Consider the following 17,993-nt stretch of genomic DNA (forward strand, 5'->3'; position numbering starts at 1 on the left):
CACCATGGCCAACATCCGCCAGAGCCTCGAAGACCTCCTGACCGTCGATGGTGCCATGTGCGCCGCGGTGGTCGACTCCAACAGCGGCATGATGCTCGGCTCGTCCGGCTCGGGCGTGGACCTCGAGGTCGCCGCGGCCGGCAACACCGAGGTCGTGCGCGCCAAGATGAAGACGATGCGCCAGCTCGGCCTGAACGACGTGATCGACGACATGCTGATCACGCTGGGCAAGCAGTACCACATCATCCGGCCGATGTCGCGCAAGGAAGGCGTGTTCCTCTACTTCGTGCTCGACAAGGCCAAGTCGAACCTGGCGCTGGCGCGCCGCAAGACGCAGGACGTCGAGCGCGAGCTGGCGATCTGAGTCGTCCCGCGCGGCGGCCCGGCGCACGGACGCGCCGGGCCGCCGCCCCCGGGCCCGGCTACTTCTTCAGCGGCCCCGGATTGGCCTTCAGCCAGGCCTCCATCTCCTCGGGCGAGATCAGCCCGTCCTTGTTGGTGTCGATGGCGCTCCAGTCGCGGCCGGGGCCGTCGGGCGACTTCGCGCCGGGCTTCGGACCGTCGGCGGCCAGCACGGCGCCGGCGGACAGTGCCAGCACGAGGGCAAGGGGAACGCTACGCAGGTGGCGCATCTCGGTCTGCTCCATGGATGGACGAAGGGTCTGACGGCGCGGCCCCATGCCGGCACCGTGCCGCGCGCACCAGGTCTTGCCCGCCGGTGAACGGCCGGACGCACCGGAGGCCCTCCCGGGCCTCGTGCTGACGATGCGACCGTCGAGGTGCTCGACGCAACCCGCCGCTACTCCCCTCGCGCAACGCGACGCTGCCATGGATCGCCGCCTGCGGCGCGAGTTCCGCGCCGGGCCGCCCCGGGAAACCCCGGGGCCCGGCATGATGGAAATGAGTTGCGCACCTCATTTCACCTCAATAGCATCGCGGTCATGGAAGTCCGTGTCCGCGCCAGCCTGCATGACGTCGCACGCGCCGCCGGCGTCAGCCTGGCGACGGTGGACCGGGTGCTGCACGGCCGGGCCGGGGTGCGTGCGCGCACCGTCGAGCGGGTGCACGCCGCGGTCGAGCAGCTCGGCTACCGGCCCGACCCGGCCGCCGCGCGCCTGGCGCGCAAGCGCACGGCGCGGCTGGTGTTCGTGCTGCCGGCCGGCACCAACAGCTTCGTCGCGCTGCTGAACCAGCAGGTCCAGGCGGTCGCCCCCTGGCTGGCCGAGCAGCGCGCCGGCGCGGTGGTGCAGACGGTGGACGTGTTCTCGCCGCCCGACCTCGCGCAGCACCTGAACGGCCTGCAGGGCCGCTTCGACGCGGTGATCGTGATGGCGCTGGACCACCCGCAGGTGCGCGCCGCGATCGACGACCTGGTGGCGCACGGCACGGTGGTGGTGACGCTGGTCTCCGACGTGCCCGGCTCGCGGCGCAGCCACTTCGTCGGCATCGACAACGTCGCCGCCGGCCGCACCGCGGCCACGCTGCTGGGCCGCTTCGTCGGCCCGCGGCCCGGGCGCGTGGGCATCGTGATGGGCAGCCGCGCGCTGCGCGACCATGCCGAGCGGCTGTTCGGCTTCGAGCAGGTGATGGGCGCCGAGCACCCGCACCTGACGCTGCTGCCGGCCATCGAGGGCCAGGACCGCTCCGACCGCACCGAGCCGCTCGTCGCCAGGCTGCTGAAGAAAGAGCCCGAGCTGGCCGGGCTGTACAGCATCGGCGCCGGCAACCGCGGCATCCAGGCGGCGCTGGCGGCCAGCGGGCGCGCGCAGCATGTGGTCTGGGTCTGCCACGAGCTGACCCCGCATGCGCGCCGCGCGCTGCTCGACGGCGTGGCCGACGCCGTCATCAACCAGGACGCCGGCCATGAGGTGCGCTCCGCATGCCGCCTCGCGCTGGCCGCGCTGTCCGGCGAGCGGGTGCTGCCCGACCAGGAGCGCATCCGCATCGACGTGTTCCTGAAGGACAACCTGCCATGAGCATGATCACGCTGGGCATCGACATCGGGACCTCGGGCGTCAAGGTCGCCCTGGTGGGCGATGACGACCGCGTCATCGGCCACAGCAGCCAGCCCTTGACCGTGAGCCGCCCGCACGCCGGCTGGAGCGAGCAGGCGCCCGACGACTGGTGGGCCGCCACCTGCGCCGGGCTGGACGAGCTGAAGGCCCAGCACCCGGCCGAGCTGGCCGAGACCGCGGCGATCGGCCTGTCGGGCCAGATGCACGGCGCCACGCTGGTGGGCGCCAAGGGCGAGACGCTGCGCCCCTGCATCCTGTGGAACGACGGCCGCAGCGACGTCGAATGCGCCGAGCTCGAGCGCGACTGGCCGGCGCTGCGCCAGGTCACCGGCAACATCGCGATGCCCGGCTTCACCGCGCCCAAGATCGCCTGGGTGCGCAAGCACGAGCCGGCGGTGTTCGCCCGCATCGACAAGGTGCTGCTGCCCAAGGCCTGGCTGCGCTGGAAGCTCAGCGGCGAGTTCGCCGAGGACATGTCGGACGCCTCGGGCACCTTGTGGCTCGATGTCGGCGCGCGGCGCTGGTCCGAGGCGGCGCTGGCGGCCACCGGCCTCACGCTCGCGCAGATGCCGCGCCTGGTCGAGGGCAGCGAGGTGGCCGGGCAGCTGAAGCCCGAGCTGGCGGCGCGCTGGGGCATGCGCCGCGCACCGCTGATCGCCGGCGGCGCGGGCGACAACGCGGCCGGCGCGGTGGGCGTGGGCGCGGTGCACCCGGGCGACGCCTTCGTCTCGCTCGGCACCTCGGGCGTGCTGTGGGCCACCACCGAGCGCTTCGCGCCCAACCCGGCCCATGCGGTGCACGCCTTCTGCCACGCCGTGCCGAACACCTGGCACCAGATGGGCGTGCTGCTGTCGGCCGCTTCCAGCCTCGCCTGGTGGGCCGGCGTGACGGGCCGGCACGAGCCCGAGCTGCTGGCCGAGATCCCGGCCGACGGCGCGCCGAGCCCGGTGTGGTTCGCGCCCTACCTCAGCGGCGAACGCACGCCGCACAACGACACCCGCGTGCGCGGCGGCTTCCTCGGCCTCGCGGCCGACAGCACGCGTGCCGACCTGACGCTGGCGGTGCTCGAGGGCGTGGCCTACGCGCTGCGCGACGCGCAGCAGTCGCTGGCCAGCGCCGGCACGGTGCTGCACGAGGCCGCGGCGATCGGCGGCGGCGCGCGCTCGCCGCTGTGGGTGCAGACCATCGCCGACGTGCTGGGCATCACCTTGCACCAGGTGGCCGAGAGCGAGATCGGCTGCGCCTTCGGCGCCGCCCGCCTCGCCCGCATGGCCGCCGGCGACCCGATCGGCGTGGCCCGCCCGGCCACGAAGCTGCGCAGCTTCGTGCCGCGGCCCGAGCGCACGGCGCTGCACGCGCAGCGCCATGCGCAGTGGCAACGCCTCTACCCGCTGGCGCGCGACTTCGCGCACGGCACATCACAGGATCCGCAATGACCAAGAACCCCCCGAAGAAGCTCGCCGCCCTGCAGCACGGGCGCTTTTTCAGCCTCGCCGAACCGCTGCGCCACGAGGGGCCGAAGTTCAAGCCCTCGGCCAAGCGCCCGCTCGGCTACCGCTGGTACGACCCGCAGCGCAAGGTGCTGGGCAAGACGATGGAGCAGCACCTGCGCTTCGCGGTGTGCTACTGGCACAGCTTCGTCTGGCCGGGCACCGATCCGTTCGGCGGCGACACCTTCCAGCGCCCCTGGCATGCCGCCGGCGGCGACGCGATGGCACTGGCCGAGCACAAGGCCGAGGTGGCGTTCGAGCTGTTCCGCCTGCTGAACGTGCCCTACTTCACCTTCCACGACCGCGACATCGCGCCCGAGGGCGCGACGCTGCGCGAATCGAACCTGAACGTGCGCCGCATCGGCGAGCTGTTCGAGAAGAAGATGCGCGACACCGGCGTCGGCCTGCTGTGGGGCACGGCGAACCTCTTCAGCAACCGGCGCTACATGGCCGGTGCGGCCACCAACCCCGATCCCGAGGTGTTCGCCTACGCCGCCGCGCAGGTGAAGAACGTGCTCGAGCTGACCCACGAGCTGGGCGGCGAGAACTACGTGCTGTGGGGCGGTCGCGAAGGCTACGAGACGCTGCTCAACACCGACCTGAAGCGCGAGCTGGCCCAGCTCGGCCGCTTCCTGACCCTGGTGGTCGAGCACAAGCACAAGATCGGCTTCAAGGGCACGATCCTGATCGAACCCAAGCCGGCCGAGCCGACCAAGCACCAGTACGACTACGACGTGGCCACCGTGTTCGGCTTCCTCAAGGCGCACGGCCTCGAGAAGGAGATCAAGGTCAACATCGAGCAGAACCATGCGCTGCTGGCCGGCCACAGCTTCGAGCACGAGATCGCGCTGGCCCAGGCGCTGGGCATCTTCGGCTCGATCGACATGAACCGCGGCGACGAGCTGCTCGGCTGGGACACCGACCAGTTCCCGAACAACCTGCCGCAGGTGGCGCTGGCGCTCTACCACATCGTCCAGGGCGGCGGCTTCACGACCGGCGGCTTGAACTTCGACGCCAAGCTGCGCCGCCAGTCGATCGACCCGGACGACCTGATCGCCGGGCACGCCGGGGCGATGGACCTGTGCGCCCGCGCATTGCTGGTGGCCGAGAAGATGATCGAAGATGGTGCGCTGGCCGAACGCCTGCGCGAGCGTTACCACGGATGGGACGGCAAGCTCGGCCGCGGCATTCTTGCCGGCAAGCAGTCGCTCGCCGACCTGGCTGCGCTGGTCGAGCGGAATTCGCTCGAGCCGCAGCCCCGGTCGGGGCGGCAGGAGGTGCTCGAAGCACTGGTCAACAGCTACCTCTGAGGACCCAGCGCAGACCCAGGACAGTTACCACCGCCGGCATCGTTCGCCCCCCTGTCGAATCCCGGGGGGAGAAACGCGTCCCGCAGATGCCCGGCGGGAACGATCGCCCGATCGTTCGACCCTTCGGCGGGCACGCGACCACAAGGAGACAGAATGAAAGTCAACGCAATCTTCGCGGCGGCCCTGGTCGCCACCGGCGTCCTCGGCTTCAATCAGGCGGCGCGCGCCGCCGGCGAGACCGTCGGGGTGTCCTGGTCCAACTTCCAGGAGGAGCGCTGGAAGACCGACGAGGCGGCCATCAAGGCCGCGCTCGAGAAGGCCGGGCTGAAGTACATCAGCGCCGACGCCGCCGGCTCGGCCGAGAAGCAGGCCGCCGACGTCGAGAGCCTGATCACCAAGGGCGCCAAGGCGCTGATCATCCTGGCCTGGGACCAGGACGCGATCCTGCCCTCGGTCGAGAAGGCCAAGCAGCGCGGCATCCCGGTGATCGCCTATGACCGCTTGATCCAGGACAAGGACGTCTACTACGTCACCTTCAACAACGTCGAGGTCGGGCGCATGCAGGCGCGCGAGGTGTTCAAGGTCCAGCCCAAGGGCAACTACGTGTTCATCAAGGGCGCGGCCACCGACCCGAACGCCGACTTCCTGCGCGGCGGCCAGCAGGAGGTGCTGGACGCGGCGATGAAGAAGGGCGACATCAAGAACGTCGGCGAGCAGTACACCGACGGCTGGGCGCCCGAGAACGCGCAGAAGAACATGGAGCAGATCCTCACCAAGACCGGCGGCAAGGTCGATGCGGTGGTGGCCTCCAACGACGGCACGGCCGGCGGCGTGGTGGCGGCGCTGAAGGCGCACAACATGGTCGGCATCCCGGTCTCGGGTCAGGACGGCGACAAGGCCGCGCTGAACCGCGTGGCGCGCGGCGAGCAGACCGTCTCGGTGTGGAAGGATTCGCGCGAGCTCGGCAAGGTGGCCGGCGAGGTGGCTGCCGCGCTGGTGGCCAAGAAGAAGCCCGCCAACACCACGGTCTTCAAGGACGGCAGCAAGAAGATCCCGCAGCAGGCCATCCTGCTCGCGCCGATCCCCATCACCAAGGCCAACCTGCAGACCGTGATCGACGCCAAGTGGATCAGCAAGGCCGAGGTCTGTGCCGGGGTCGACGCGGCGAAGGCGCCGGCGGCCTGCAAGTAAACCCCTGACGCGCCCGCCGGAGGCTCCGGCGGGCACCCTGCGTGCGGCGCGGCCCCTGCCGCGCCGCCGCCTTCCCTCAGGAGTCCAGATGCTCTCGGGCCTGCTGGCGCGGCTGCGCCTCGATCCCCGCCTGTCGTCGATGGTGGCGGCGCTGGTCGTCATCTCGATCGTGCTGAACCTCATGACCGGCGGCCTCTTCCTCTCGCCGGAGAACCTCTACAACCTGTCGATCCAGACCTGCGTGATCGCGGTGATGGCCTGCGGCATGGTGTACGTGATCGTCGCGCGCCAGATCGACCTCTCGGTCGGCTCGCTGCTCGCCTTCAGCGGCATGGCCGCGGCCTGGGTGCAGACACGCGGTTTCCCGCCGGGCTCCACCGCCGGCTGGATCGCGAGCATCGTGGTCGCGCTGCTGCTGGGCGCGCTGGTCGGCACGCTGCAGGGCGCGCTGGTCGCGAAGATGCGCATCCCGGCCTTCATCGTCACGCTGGCCGGCTACCTGATGTTCCGCGGCGCCGCCTTCCTGGTCAGCGACGGCCAGACCCTCGCGCCGCTGCACCCCACCTACCAGGCGCTGGGCGGCGGGGTCAACGGCGCGATCGGCGTGGTGCCGAGCATCGGGCTGGGCCTGCTCGCCGCGGCCTGGGTCGCCTGGCACGCCTGGACCGGCCGGCGCGACCAGCAGCGCTACGGCATCGAGCCGGCGCCGGTCTGGGTCGACGCGCTGAAGGTCGCGCTGATGTGCGGCGCGATCGCCGGCTTCGTCTGGGTGATGTGCCTGGCGCCCGACTTCACCAACGTCGACGCCGAGGGCAACCCGCGCGGCCGCGGCATCGGCGTGCCGGTGCTGATCCTGATCGTGATCGTGGTCTTCATGACCTTCGTCGCGCAGCGCACGCGCTACGGCCGCTACGTGTTCGCCTACGGCGGCAACCCGGAGGCGGCGCTGCTGTCGGGCCTGCCGACCACCTGGCTGGTCTGGTCGCTGTTCATCCTGACCGGCGTGCTGGCGGCCATCGCCGCGGTCATCACCACCGCGCGGCTGGGCTCGGGCGCCAACTCGATCGGCCAGCTCGCCGAGCTGTACGTGATCTCGGCCGCGGTGATCGGCGGCACCTCGTTCGCCGGCGGCACCGGCTCGGTGCCCGGCGCGGTGCTCGGTGCGCTGCTGATCCAGACGCTGGACAACGGCATGGTGCTGCTCGATGTCTCCAGCCCGATGCGCCAGATCTTCATCGGCATCGTGCTGATCGTCTCGGTGTGGTTCGACGTGGTCTACCAGAAACGGAGCTGAACATGGAGCAGGCCACTGTCGGCCCCGCCACCGACCGCACCCCGTTCGTCGAGATGCGGCAGATCGTCAAGCGCTTCGGCGGCCTGATCGCCGTCAACCATGTGGACCTCGACCTGTACGCCGGCGAGTGCGTTGGCGTGCTCGGCCACAACGGCGCCGGCAAGACGGTGCTGATCAAGACGCTCTCGGGCGTCTACATCCCCGACGAAGGCACGATCAGGGTGCACGGCCAGGAGGTGCACTTCCGCAACCCGCACGACGCGCGCGTGGCCGGCATCGAGACCATCCACCAGACCCTCGCGCTGGCCGACAACCTCGACGGCCCCGGCAACCTGTTCCTCGGCCGCGAGCTGCTCACGCCCTGGCGCACGCTGGACAGCCGGCGCATGGAGTACGAGGCACGCAACGTCATCAAGCGGCTGAACCCGAACTTCAAGAACATCCTCGACCCGGTGCTGCGCATGTCCGGCGGGCAGCGCCAGTCGGTGGCGATCGCGCGCGCGCTGTACTTCAACGCCCGCATCCTGATCATGGACGAACCCTGCGCCGCGCTCGGCCCGGCCGAGACGCGCATGGTGCTCGAGACCATCAAGCGGCTGAAGGACGAGGGCATCGGCATCTTCCTGATCAGCCACGAGATGCACGACGTATTCGAGGTCTGCGACCGCGCCACCGTGATGAAGAACGGCAGCGTGGTCGGCATGGTGCGCATGCAGGACGTCACTCCCGACGAGGTGCTGCAGATGATCATCCAGGGCAAGCGCCCGGGCCAGGCGCTGGCGGCATGAAGCGGCGGGCGGCCCTTGCTGCGCTGGCGCTGGCGGCGCCGGGCCTCGCGCTGGCGCAGTCGCCGGCGGTGCCGCGCTTCGTCGAGGAAACCGACGCGGCCGGCCTGCAGAGCCGCTTCGACGGCGACTGGGAGTACACGGTGGGCGGCGGCGTCGCCGCGTTCGACTGCGACGGCAGCGGGCTGCCCTCGCTGTTCGTGGCCGGCGGCGCGAACCGCTCGAAGTTCTACCGCAACAAGAGCGCGCGCGGCGGGCCGCTCAGGCTGGCCGCCGAACGCGCCGGCCTCGAGCTGACCAGCACGCTCGGGGCCTACCCGGTCGACCTGGACGGCGACGGCGTGCTCGACCTGGTCGTGCTGCGGGTCGGCGAGACGCTGCTGATGCGCGGCCTGGGCGACTGCCGCTTCGAGCGCGCCAACGAACGCTGGGGCTTCCAGGGCGGCAACCAGTGGACCACCGCGTTCGCCGCCGCCTGGCTCGGTTCCGATGCCCGCCCGACGCTGGCCTTCGGCACCTACGTCGACCGCGCGCGCCAGGACTTTCCCTGGGGCAACTGCACCGACAACCTGCTGCTGCGCCCGGCCCCCGGCGAGGCGCTCGCCTACGAGGCGCCGCTGCCGCTGCGACCCGGCCATTGCGCGCTCGGCATGCTGTTCTCCGACTGGAACCGCAGCGGCATGCCGGCGCTGCGCATCACCAACGACCGCGAGTACTACAAGGGCGGGCACGAACAGCTCTGGCACATCGAGCCGGGCGCGGCGCCGCGCCTGTTCACCGCCGCCGAGGGCTGGAAGCCGCTGCAGATCTGGGGCATGGGCATCGCCAGCGCCGACCTCGACGGCAGCGGCTACCCGGCCTACTTCCTGACCAGCATGGCCGACAACAAGCTGCAGGTGCTCAGCAGCGGGCCGGGGCGGCCGGAGTACAAGGACATCGCCTTCGCCAGCGGCGTGACCGCGCACCGGCCGCACGCCGGCGGCGACGTGCATCCCTCGACCGCCTGGCATGCCCAGTTCGCCGACGTCAACAACGACGGGCGCTCCGACCTGTTCATCGTCAAGGGCAACGTCGGCAACATGCCGGACTTCGCGATGCTCGACCCGAGCAACCTGCTGCTGGGTGCGGGCCGCGGCCGCTTCGTGGAGTCGGCCATCGAGGCCGGGCTGCAGAACTACCAGCGCGGCCGCGGCGGCCTGCTGGTCGACCTGAACGCCGACGGGCTGCTCGATGCCGTGATCGTCAACCGTTGGGACCGCGCCCGGCTGTGGCGCAACGTCGGCGCCGGCACGGCCAGCGCACCGAAGCCGCTCGGCCACTGGCTGCAGGTGCGGCTGCGGCAGGACGGCGGCAACCGCGACGCGGTGGGCGCCTGGCTCGAGGTGGAGGCCGGCGGGCGCGTGCAGCGCTGCGAGCAGGTGGTGGGCGGCGGCCACGTGAGCGGCCAGCTCGGTGCACTGCACATGGGCCTGGGCGAAGCCACCAGCGCCCGCGTGCGGGTGCTCTGGCCGGGCGCCAAGCCCGGCGATGCGGCACTCACCAGTCCGTGGTACGAGGCCGCGGCCGACCGGCTCTACGTGCTCGACCGCCAGAAGGGCCTGCAACCGTGGCAGCCCTGATCCGCAACGCACTGGTTGCACTGCTGCTGGCCGCGTGCCTCGGCTCGCCGGGCCGCGCGCAGGGCACCGGGCCGGAGGCGGCGCGCTACAGCGCGGCCGTGGCCACCGAGTGGTTCCGCGTCGTGCTGCCGGCGATCCAGCAGACGCCGGGGCAGTCGCCGCCGGTGGCCGCGCGCACGCTGGCCGTGCTCGGCCTCGGGCTGCACGAGAGCATCGTCGCCGGCCTCCCCGGCCAGCGCAGCCTGACCGGCCAGCTCAACGAACTCGACTCGCTGCCGCCGGCCCAGCCGGACGAGGTGCTGCACTGGCCGACCGTGGCCAACGCCACCCTGGCCGCGCTGACGCAGATGCTGCTGCCGAACGCGCCGGCCGACTGGAAGGCGCGCTTCGAGGCGCTCGAGCGCAACATGCCGGTGGCCCAGTCGGCCGACTTCGACCCCGCCCAGCGCACGCCCGAGGTCATCATCCGCTCGGAGACGCACGGCAAGCTGCTGGCGATGGCGCTGATGACCTGGGCGCGCACCGACGGCGGGCACGACGTGCTGGGCGCGCGCCGCGTGCGGCTCGACGCGGGCTACGTGTCGCCCAGCGGCCCGGGCGCCTGGGTGCCCACGCCGCCGCGCTTCGCGCGGCCGCTGCTGCCGAACTGGGGCGAGAACCGTCCGTTCATGCCGACGCTGGCGCGCTGCCGGCCGCCGGGGCCTCCGGCCTACGACGAGGCCCCCGGCTCGGCCTTCCACCGCGAGGCGGTGGAGGTGCTCAAGGCCAGCGTCACGCCCACCGAGGAGCAGCGCCGCGTCGCGCTCTACTGGGCCGACGACCCCGGCAAGACACCGACGCCGGCCGGCCACTGGGTCTGGATCCTGACCGACCTGCTGCGCGACCGCAAGGCCAACCTCGCCGCCGCGGCCGAGCAGTACGCCCGCATGACGATCGCGATGTCCGACGCCTTCGTCGCCACCTGGAAGGTGAAGTACGCCACCAACCTGCTGCGCCCGGTCACCTACGTGCAGCTGACGATGGACGCCAACTGGGTGCCGCCGCTGATGGAGACACCGCCGTTCCCGGAGTACCCGTCGGGCCACTCGGTGCAGTCCGGTGCGGCCGCGGCCGTGCTGGAGTCCTTCTACGGCAAGGACACACCGTTCGACGACCGCACGCACAACGACCGCGGCTGGGGCCCGCAGCGCTTCCGCAGCTTCGCCGCGGCCGCCGAGCAGGCCGCGTTCTCGCGCCTGTACGCGGGCATCCACTATCGCAGCGCCATCGAGCATGGCGTGACGATGGGCCGTTGCATCGGCGCCCAGGCGCTGGCTCTATCCACCCGTTGATCCACAAGGAGACCCCATGGCCACGAACCTGAAGGGACCCGGCATCTACCTCGCGCAGTTCGCCGGCGACAGCGCCCCGTTCGACAGCTGGAATGCCATCACCCGGTGGGCCGGCTCGCTCGGCTTCAAGGGCGTGCAGCTGCCGAGCTGGGACGGGCGGCTGATCGACCTGGCGCGCGCCGCGGAATCGAAGACCTACTGCGACGAGCTGGCCGGCATCGCACGCGAGAACGGCGTCGCGATCACCGAGCTCGGCACGCACCTGCAGGGCCAGCTGGTGGCGGTGCACCCGGCCTACGACGAGGCTTTCGATGCCTTCGCGCCGGCCGCGGTGAAGGGCAAGCCCGCCGAGCGCCAGCGCTGGGCGGTGCAGCAGATGCTGCTCTCGGCCAAGGCCTCGAAGAACCTCGGGCTGAGCTCCAACGTCAGCTTCCCCGGCGCGCTGGCCTGGCCCTACCTCTACCCCTGGCCGCAGCGCCCGCCCGGCCTGATCGAGACCGCGTTCGACGAGCTCGCGAAGCGCTGGCGGCCGATCTTCGACGCCTTCGACGAGGCCGGCTGCCACGTTGCCTTCGAGCTGCACCCGGGCGAGGACCTGTTCGACGGCGTCACCTTCGAGATGTTCCTCGAGCGCGTGAACAACCACCCGCGCTGCTGCATCAACTACGACCCCTCGCACTTCGTGCTGCAGCAGCTCGACTACCTCGAGTTCATCGACATCTACCACTCGCGCATCACCTCGCTGCACATCAAGGACGCCGAGTTCCGCCCCACCGGCCGGCAGGGCGTCTACTCCGGCTACCAGCCCTGGGTGAAGCGCGCCGGGCGCTTCCGCTCGCTGGGCGACGGTCAGGTCGACTTCAAGGCCATCTTCTCGAAGTTCGCCGAATACAACTACAGCGGCTGGGCGGTGCTGGAGTGGGAGTGCTGCCTGAAGCACCCGGAACAGGGCGCGGCCGAGGGCGCGACCTTCATCCGCGACCACATCATCCGGGTCACCGAGAAGGCCTTCGACGACTTCGCCGGCGGCGGCAGCGACCCCGCGCAGCTCAAGCGCATGCTCGGCCTCTGAAGGCTCTGAAGGGAACGGCACGATGACGATCAAGGGCAGCAAGACCGCGGCCGCCTTCCCGGCCCGCATCCGCCTCGGCATGGTGGGCGGCGGCGAAGGCGCCTTCATCGGCGCGGTGCACCGCATCGCGGCGCGGCTGGACGACCACTACGAGTTCGTCGCCGGCGCGCTCTCGGCCACGCCGGAGAAGGCGCAGCGCTCCGGCGCCGCGCTGGGCCTGGCGAGCGAGCGCATCTACAGCGACTTCCGCGAGATGGCGAAGGCCGAGGCCGCCCGGCCGGACGGCATCGAGGCGGTGGCCATCGTCACGCCCAACCACATGCACGCGCCGGTGGCCGAGGCCTTCCTGAAGGCGGGCATCCACGTCATCTGCGACAAGCCGGTCACGACCACCAGCAAGGACGCGAAGAAGCTGCAGGCGCTGGCCGCGAAGAAGAAGCTCATCTTCGCGGTGACGCACAACTACACCGGCTACCCGATGGTGCGGCAGGCGCGCCAGATGGTGCAGGAGGGCCAGCTCGGCGAGATCCGCGTCGTGCAGGTCGAGTACCCGCAGGACTGGCTGACCGAGAAGCTCGAGGACACCGGCCAGAAACAGGCCGCCTGGCGCTCGGACCCCAAGCGCAGCGGCGCCGGCGGCGCGATCGGCGACATCGGCACCCACGCCCACAACCTGGCGGCCTACGTGACCGGGCTGCAGCTGGTCGAGCTGTGCGCCGAGCTGACCAGTTTCGTCAAGGGCCGCGCGCTGGACGACAACGCCAACGTGATGCTGCGTTATGCAAACGGCGCGCGCGGCCTGCTGTGGGCCAGCCAGGTGGCGCCGGGCAACGAGAACAACCTGAAGCTGCGCGTCTACGGCAGCAAGGGCGGGCTCGAGTGGCGCCAGGAGCACCCCAACCAGCTGCACTGGTCACCGTTCGGCCAGCCGACGCAGATCATCGCGCGCGCCACGGGCGCGGCCAACGCCAGTGCGGCGCGTGTCAGCCGCATCCCGGCCGGCCACCCCGAGGGTTACCTCGAGGCCTTCGCGACGCTCTACACCGAGGTCGCCCAGGCCATCCGCGCCGCGCGTCGGGGCGCACCGAAAGCGGCCCGGCCGGACCCGCCGGCGCACTTCCCGACCATCGACGACGGGCTGAAGGGCGTGGCCTTCATCGAGGCGGTGGTCGCCTCGTCGAAGAAGGGCGGACGCTGGACCCGGCTCGACGCTTGAGCCACGGTGCATCGGACAAACCCGCGCCGGGTTTGTCCTGATGTGGTTGTGATTGATTTATTTATTGAGCCTTCTACCATCGATGCATCACGAACGCATCGAACCGGATGTCCACCGCCACCATCGCCGACATCGCCCGCCACGCGGGGGTCGGCACTGCGACCGTCGACCGGGTGCTGAACAAGCGCCCGGGCGTGAATGCCGAGACGGTGCAGAAGGTGATGCAGGTGGTCGAGAAGCTCGGCACACCGCCACCGCGCGGCCGGCCGCGCAAGGTCGAGAACGCGCGCTTCGCGTTCGTGCTGCCGAGCGAGAGCACACCGTTCGTCGAGCTGCTGGACCGGCAGATCGCACAGGCCGCCGGCGAGTTCCGGCATCAGCACATCACCGAGGTGACACACCGCCTGCCGGGCGAGGACCCGGCCCAGTTCGCCGCGGCACTGGCGCAGTTCGCCGACAGCGACGCGGTGGCCGTGATGGCACCCGACCTGCCGCCGGTGAAGCTCGCCATCAACGAACTGGTGCGCACCGGCGTGCACGTGGTGACGCTGTTCTCCGACGTGGCCGGCTCGATGCGCGAAACCTGCATCGGCGCCGACAACCGCGCCGCTGGCCGCACCGCCGGCCTGCTGCTCGGCCGCATGGCGGTGCCCGGGCGCGACACGCTGCTGCTCGCCTCGCAGGCCACCCGGCTGTCGGGCGAGATCGAGCGGCGCATCGGCTTCGCCCAGGTGGTGGAGGAGCGCTTCCCGAAGCTGAAGGTGCTGCGCACGCCCGACCTGCCGTCCGCCGACGCCGGCGCCACGCGCGCGCTGCTGCGTTTCCTGCGTGGCAGCGGTGTCGACCTGGCGCGCGTGGCCGGCCTCTACAACGTGGGCTCGGGCGGCGCCGGCGTCGCCCGCGCGATCGAGAGCCTGGGGCTCACCGGCACGGTGCCGGTGATCGTGCACGACCTGACCGACGAGCACCGCAGCCTGCTGGCCGCCGGCGGCCTGGCCTACGTGCTGCACCAGGACATCCATTACTGCATCTCCACCGCCGCGCGCGTGCTGCGCGCGCTGTGCGAGAACGTGCGCGGGGCGCTGAACGTGGTGCAGCCGCGCATCGAGATCCTGACGGCCGAGAACCTGCACTGAAGCGGCGGTCAGTATGTGTGCTCGTGTTCGGACCAACGTGAGGAGACCCGCATGACATCGATGCTGAAGAAACTGCCCGCGTTCTCGACGCTGGCCGCCGCCGCGCTGCTGGGACTGGCCAGCACGGGCGCGCAGGCGCAGGGCAAGACCATCACCCTGTGCTGGGCCGCCTGGGACCCGGCCAACGCGCTGGTGGAGCTTTCCAAGGACTTCACCGCCAAGAGCGGCGTGAACATGAAGTTCGAGTTCGTGCCCTGGCCGAACTTCGCCGACCGCATGCTCAACGAGCTGAACAGCAAGGGCAAGCTGTGCGACCTGATCATCGGCGACAGCCAGTGGATCGGCGGCTCGGCCGAGAGCGGCCACTACGTCAAGCTGAACGACTTCTTCGCCAAGGAAGGCATCAAGATCACCGACTTCGCGCCGGCCACCGTGACCGGCTACGCCGAATGGCCCAAGGGCACGCCGAACTACTGGGCGCTGCCGGCGATGGGCGACGCGCTGGGCTGGACCTACCGCAAGGACTGGTTCAGCAAGCCCGAGCTGCAGGCCGAGTTCAAGAAGAAGCACGGCCGCGACCTGGCCGCGCCCAAGACCTGGACCGAGTTCAAGCAGGTGGCCGAGTTCTTCTCCGGCCGCCAGATCGACGGCAAGAAGGTCTACGGCACCTACCTCTTCACCGAGCGCGGCTCCGAGGGCATCACGATGGGCGTGAGCAACGTGCTGCACCCGATGGGCTTCAAGTACCAGGATCCGAAGAAGCCGTACGCGATGGACGGCTTCGTCAACGGGCCGGACGCGGTGAGGGCGCTGGAGTTCTACAAGTCGCTCTACAAGTGCTGCACGCCGCCGGGCCTGACGAACTCGTACATGGGCGAGGGGCTGGACGCGTTCAAGAGCGGCCAGGTCGCGATGATGATGAACTGGTTCGCCTTCTTCCCCGGCCTCTACAAGGACCCGAACGTCGGCGGCGACAAGATCGGCTTCTTCGTCAACCCGAGCGACAAGGGCAAGGGCTCGCAGCTCGGCGGCCAGGGCATCTCGGTGGTGTCGTACTCGCCCAACCGCAACGAGGCGCTCGCCTACATCAAGTGGTTCGCCTCGCCCGACGTGCAGAAGAAGTGGTGGGCGCTGGGCGGCTACTCCTGCCACAAGGCGGTGCTGAACGACCCCGGCTTCAAGAAGAGCGCGCCCTTCGCGGCCGAGTTCCTCGACGCGATGGACCAGGTGGTCGACTTCTGGGCCGAGCCGAGCTACGCGCAGCTGCTGCTCGCGGAGCAGAAGCGCATCCACGACTTCGTGGTGGCCGACAAGGGCACCGCGAAGGAGGCCTTGGATGGCCTGGTCTCCGACTGGAAGAAGGTGTTCAAAGAGGACGGCAAGCTGAAGTGACGTGACCCTGGGGCCGGCCGCAATCCGGCCCCTTCTTCGCCAACCCGAACGACATGTCCAGCGTCATCCAACGCGCCGCCGAGGCCACGCCCGCGCCCATCGCCCGCCGCATGCGCGGCCTGTCGGACCGTGCGATCGCCTGGCTGTTCATCGCGCCGACGATGCTGCTGCTGCTGGCGATCAACATCTTCCCGTTGATCTGGACGGTGCGGCTGTCGTTCACCAACTTCCGCGCCAACCGGCCCAATGCCGAGGTGGTGTCGGTCGGCATCGACCACTACGTCTCGATCCTCACCGACCCCGAGATCTGGGGTCCGATGCAGGCCACGGCGCACTTCCTGTTCTGGACCATCGCGCTGCAGACGCTGATCGGATTCGGTCTTGCCTGGCTGATCGACCGCAAGTTCCGCGGCCACGGCTTCTGGACCACGGTGATCCTGATCCCGATGATGCTGTCGCCCGCGGTGGTGGGCAACTTCTGGGCCTTCCTCTACCAGCCGCAGATCGGGCTGTTCAACTACGCGGTGAGCTTCCTCACCGGCATCCCGCCCTCGAGTTTCGAGATGCTCGGCTCGGTGAGGCTCGCGCCCTGGGCGATCGTGATCGTCGACACCTGGATGTGGACGCCCTACGTGATGCTGATCTGCCTGGCCGGGCTGCGCAGCATCCCCGACTACATCTACGAAGCCGCCGAGGTGGACCGTGCGTCGTCGTGGCGGCAGTTCTGGAGCATCACGCTGCCGATGGTGCTGCCCTTCGTGATGCTCGCGGTGCTGTTCCGCGGCATCGAGAACTTCAAGATGTTCGACCTCGTCAACCTGCTGACCAACGGCGGGCCGGGCTCGACCACCGAGGTCGTGTCGATCACGCTCAAGCGCGAGGCCTTCGAGAAGTGGCGCACCGGCTACTCGTCGGCGCTCGCGATCATCCTGTTCGTCGCGGTGTTCGGCCTCGCGAACATCTACGTCAAGGCGCTCAACGCGGTGAAGAACCGCTGAACGACACATGCACAAGGGCATCTCCACGGCGCATTCGGTCGTCGAGCCGACGGACACGAGCAAGCGCATTGCGGCGGCCGTCGTCGTGCTCTACGCACTGCTCACGCTGATCCCGCTGGTGTGGATCGCGCTCACCGCGATCAAGAGCCCGCCGGATTCGATCAGCTACCCGCCCAAGGTGGTGTTCGAGCCGTCTATCGAGGGCTTCTGCAACCTGTTCACCACGCGCTCGCGCCAGACCGACGAGTACCTGGCCAGCCTGCCGCCCCCGGCCAACGCCTGCGAACGCATCGCACGCGAGAACAACATGGTGGTGGTGAGCCGCTCGAACTACCTGCCGCGCTTCGTCAACTCGCTGATCATCGCGATCGGCTCGACGCTGCTGTCGGTCGGCCTGGGCGTGATGGCGGCCTACGCGTTCTCGCGCTTCAAGGTGCCGGGCAAGGACGACCTGATGTTCTTCATCCTGTCCACCCGCATGATGCCGCCGATCGCGGTGGCGATCCCGATCTACCTGATGTACCGGGAGCTCGGCCTCTCGGACACCAAGCTCGGCATGATCCTGCTGTACAGCGCGGTCAACGTGTCGCTCGCGGTCTGGCTGCTCAAGGGTTTCATCGACGAGATCCCGCGCGAGTACGAGGAGGCGGCGATGGTGGACGGCTACACCCGGCTGCAGGCCTTCCGCAAGGTGGTGCTGCCGCAGGCCACCACCGGCATCGTGGCCACGGCGATCTTCTGCCTGATCTTCGCGTGGAACGAATACGCCTTCGCGGTGCTGCTGACCAGCGGCGAGGCGCAGACCGCACCGCCCTTCATCCCGATCATCATCGGCGAGGGCGGGCAGGACTGGCCGGCCGTCGCGGCGGGCACGATGCTGTTCCTCGTGCCCATCCTCGTGTTCACCGTGCTGCTGCGCAAGCACCTGCTGCGCGGCATCACCTTCGGCGCAGTACGCAAATGAAGAGCAACTGGCCGACCTGGCTGCGCCGCGGCCCGCTCGAGATCGTGGCCTGCATCGTGATCGCGCTGGGCATCTTCATGATGCTGCAGCCCTTCGCGCTGGTGCTGTACACCTACTCGTTCGTCACGACCCTGGCGGGGGTGATCCTGTTCACCATCGTCTCGAAGTTCCCCAAGTAGA

General features: G+C 70.1%; 17 protein-coding genes. 16 read left to right on the forward strand and 1 reads right to left on the reverse strand.

From position 1 onward, the window contains the following. Window positions 1-4: 4 nt before the first annotated feature. Complete coding sequence (locus D9C15_RS04365) at window positions 5-364, forward strand: hypothetical protein (RefSeq protein WP_127996222.1); 360 nt, start codon at window positions 5-7, stop codon at window positions 362-364. A gap of 58 nt (window positions 365-422) precedes the next feature. Here D9C15_RS04365 and D9C15_RS04370 read toward each other — a convergent pair whose 3' ends face one another. Next, a complete protein-coding gene (locus D9C15_RS04370; protein ID WP_127996223.1) occupies window positions 423-632 on the reverse strand; it encodes a hypothetical protein in 210 nt (69 codons plus the stop codon). A gap of 309 nt (window positions 633-941) precedes the next feature. Here D9C15_RS04370 and D9C15_RS04375 point away from each other — a divergent pair, with 309 nt between their 5' ends. From D9C15_RS04375 to D9C15_RS04445, 15 genes are all read left to right on the forward strand, one after another. Further along, entirely contained in the window at window positions 942-1,976 is a 1,035-nt protein-coding gene (locus D9C15_RS04375; protein ID WP_127996224.1) for a LacI family DNA-binding transcriptional regulator, read from the forward strand. Further along, entirely contained in the window at window positions 1,973-3,451 is a 1,479-nt protein-coding gene (gene xylB, locus D9C15_RS04380) for a xylulokinase (protein ID WP_240668289.1), read from the forward strand. The genes D9C15_RS04375 and xylB overlap by 4 nt, the downstream gene beginning before the upstream one ends. After that, on the forward strand, window positions 3,448-4,815 hold the full coding sequence (xylA, locus tag D9C15_RS04385) for a xylose isomerase (RefSeq protein WP_127996225.1): 1,368 nt from the start codon (window positions 3,448-3,450) through the stop codon (window positions 4,813-4,815). Before xylB ends, xylA begins: the two co-directional genes overlap by 4 nt. Before the next feature lie 153 nt (window positions 4,816-4,968). Next, entirely contained in the window at window positions 4,969-6,006 is a 1,038-nt protein-coding gene (xylF, locus tag D9C15_RS04390; RefSeq protein WP_127996226.1) for a D-xylose ABC transporter substrate-binding protein, read from the forward strand. A gap of 88 nt (window positions 6,007-6,094) precedes the next feature. Next, on the forward strand, window positions 6,095-7,300 hold the full coding sequence (locus tag D9C15_RS04395; protein ID WP_127996227.1) for a sugar ABC transporter permease: 1,206 nt from the start codon (window positions 6,095-6,097) through the stop codon (window positions 7,298-7,300). Between the two features lie 2 nt (window positions 7,301-7,302). Further along, window positions 7,303-8,088, forward strand: coding sequence for an ATP-binding cassette domain-containing protein (locus D9C15_RS04400; protein WP_127996228.1), 786 nt, complete (start codon window positions 7,303-7,305; stop codon window positions 8,086-8,088). Further along, on the forward strand, window positions 8,085-9,704 hold the full coding sequence (locus D9C15_RS04405; RefSeq protein WP_127996229.1) for a CRTAC1 family protein: 1,620 nt from the start codon (window positions 8,085-8,087) through the stop codon (window positions 9,702-9,704). Before D9C15_RS04400 ends, D9C15_RS04405 begins: the two co-directional genes overlap by 4 nt. Beyond that, window positions 9,692-11,035: a vanadium-dependent haloperoxidase gene (locus tag D9C15_RS04410; protein WP_127996230.1), complete on the forward strand. Its 1,344-nt coding sequence runs from the start codon at window positions 9,692-9,694 to the stop codon at window positions 11,033-11,035. Before D9C15_RS04405 ends, D9C15_RS04410 begins: the two co-directional genes overlap by 13 nt. Before the next feature lie 16 nt (window positions 11,036-11,051). Continuing rightward, window positions 11,052-12,107, forward strand: a complete 1,056-nt coding sequence (locus tag D9C15_RS04415; RefSeq protein WP_127996231.1) for a sugar phosphate isomerase/epimerase family protein — start codon at window positions 11,052-11,054, stop codon at window positions 12,105-12,107. A 22-nt stretch (window positions 12,108-12,129) separates the two neighbouring features. Then, window positions 12,130-13,323, forward strand: a complete 1,194-nt coding sequence (locus tag D9C15_RS04420) for a Gfo/Idh/MocA family protein (protein WP_127996232.1) — start codon at window positions 12,130-12,132, stop codon at window positions 13,321-13,323. 107 nt (window positions 13,324-13,430) lie between these two features. Next, window positions 13,431-14,459, forward strand: coding sequence for a LacI family DNA-binding transcriptional regulator (locus tag D9C15_RS04425; RefSeq protein WP_127996233.1), 1,029 nt, complete (start codon window positions 13,431-13,433; stop codon window positions 14,457-14,459). A gap of 60 nt (window positions 14,460-14,519) precedes the next feature. After that, window positions 14,520-15,851: an ABC transporter substrate-binding protein gene (locus D9C15_RS04430; RefSeq protein ID WP_127996431.1), complete on the forward strand. Its 1,332-nt coding sequence runs from the start codon at window positions 14,520-14,522 to the stop codon at window positions 15,849-15,851. A gap of 53 nt (window positions 15,852-15,904) precedes the next feature. Beyond that, the gene (locus D9C15_RS04435; protein WP_127996234.1) at window positions 15,905-16,849 is read left to right on the forward strand and encodes a carbohydrate ABC transporter permease; all 945 of its coding nucleotides are present in this window, start codon (window positions 15,905-15,907) and stop codon (window positions 16,847-16,849) included. A 7-nt stretch (window positions 16,850-16,856) separates the two neighbouring features. Then, window positions 16,857-17,813, forward strand: a complete 957-nt coding sequence (locus D9C15_RS04440) for a carbohydrate ABC transporter permease (protein ID WP_127996235.1) — start codon at window positions 16,857-16,859, stop codon at window positions 17,811-17,813. After that, window positions 17,810-17,992 (forward strand): hypothetical protein, encoded by a 183-nt coding sequence (locus tag D9C15_RS04445; RefSeq protein WP_127996236.1) that lies wholly within the window; start codon window positions 17,810-17,812, stop codon window positions 17,990-17,992. The genes D9C15_RS04440 and D9C15_RS04445 overlap by 4 nt, the downstream gene beginning before the upstream one ends. Window position 17,993 lies beyond the last annotated feature (1 nt).

It is taken from the genome of Piscinibacter defluvii, assembly GCF_004011805.1.
Taxonomy (GTDB): Bacteria; Pseudomonadota; Gammaproteobacteria; order Burkholderiales; family Burkholderiaceae_C; genus Piscinibacter; species Piscinibacter defluvii.

What these genes read in the sequence shown, in the direction of transcription:
- D9C15_RS04370 (WP_127996223.1), bottom strand. Translation starts at nt 632, where the DNA reads ATGCGCCACCTGCGTAGCGTTCCCCTTGCCCTCGTGCTGGCACTGTCC.
- D9C15_RS04430 (WP_127996431.1), top strand. Translation starts at nt 14,520, where the DNA reads ATGCTGAAGAAACTGCCCGCGTTCTCGACGCTGGCCGCCGCCGCGCTG.
- D9C15_RS04425 (WP_127996233.1), top strand. Translation starts at nt 13,431, where the DNA reads ATGTCCACCGCCACCATCGCCGACATCGCCCGCCACGCGGGGGTCGGC.
- D9C15_RS04400 (WP_127996228.1), top strand. Translation starts at nt 7,303, where the DNA reads ATGGAGCAGGCCACTGTCGGCCCCGCCACCGACCGCACCCCGTTCGTC.
- D9C15_RS04395 (WP_127996227.1), top strand. Translation starts at nt 6,095, where the DNA reads ATGCTCTCGGGCCTGCTGGCGCGGCTGCGCCTCGATCCCCGCCTGTCG.
- xylB (WP_240668289.1), top strand. Translation starts at nt 1,973, where the DNA reads ATGAGCATGATCACGCTGGGCATCGACATCGGGACCTCGGGCGTCAAG.
- D9C15_RS04440 (WP_127996235.1), top strand. Translation starts at nt 16,857, where the DNA reads ATGCACAAGGGCATCTCCACGGCGCATTCGGTCGTCGAGCCGACGGAC.
- D9C15_RS04415 (WP_127996231.1), top strand. Translation starts at nt 11,052, where the DNA reads ATGGCCACGAACCTGAAGGGACCCGGCATCTACCTCGCGCAGTTCGCC.
- D9C15_RS04445 (WP_127996236.1), top strand. Translation starts at nt 17,810, where the DNA reads ATGAAGAGCAACTGGCCGACCTGGCTGCGCCGCGGCCCGCTCGAGATC.
- xylF (WP_127996226.1), top strand. Translation starts at nt 4,969, where the DNA reads ATGAAAGTCAACGCAATCTTCGCGGCGGCCCTGGTCGCCACCGGCGTC.
- D9C15_RS04375 (WP_127996224.1), top strand. Translation starts at nt 942, where the DNA reads ATGGAAGTCCGTGTCCGCGCCAGCCTGCATGACGTCGCACGCGCCGCC.
- D9C15_RS04365 (WP_127996222.1), top strand. Translation starts at nt 5, where the DNA reads ATGGCCAACATCCGCCAGAGCCTCGAAGACCTCCTGACCGTCGATGGT.
- D9C15_RS04405 (WP_127996229.1), top strand. Translation starts at nt 8,085, where the DNA reads ATGAAGCGGCGGGCGGCCCTTGCTGCGCTGGCGCTGGCGGCGCCGGGC.
- D9C15_RS04420 (WP_127996232.1), top strand. Translation starts at nt 12,130, where the DNA reads ATGACGATCAAGGGCAGCAAGACCGCGGCCGCCTTCCCGGCCCGCATC.
- xylA (WP_127996225.1), top strand. Translation starts at nt 3,448, where the DNA reads ATGACCAAGAACCCCCCGAAGAAGCTCGCCGCCCTGCAGCACGGGCGC.
- D9C15_RS04435 (WP_127996234.1), top strand. Translation starts at nt 15,905, where the DNA reads ATGTCCAGCGTCATCCAACGCGCCGCCGAGGCCACGCCCGCGCCCATC.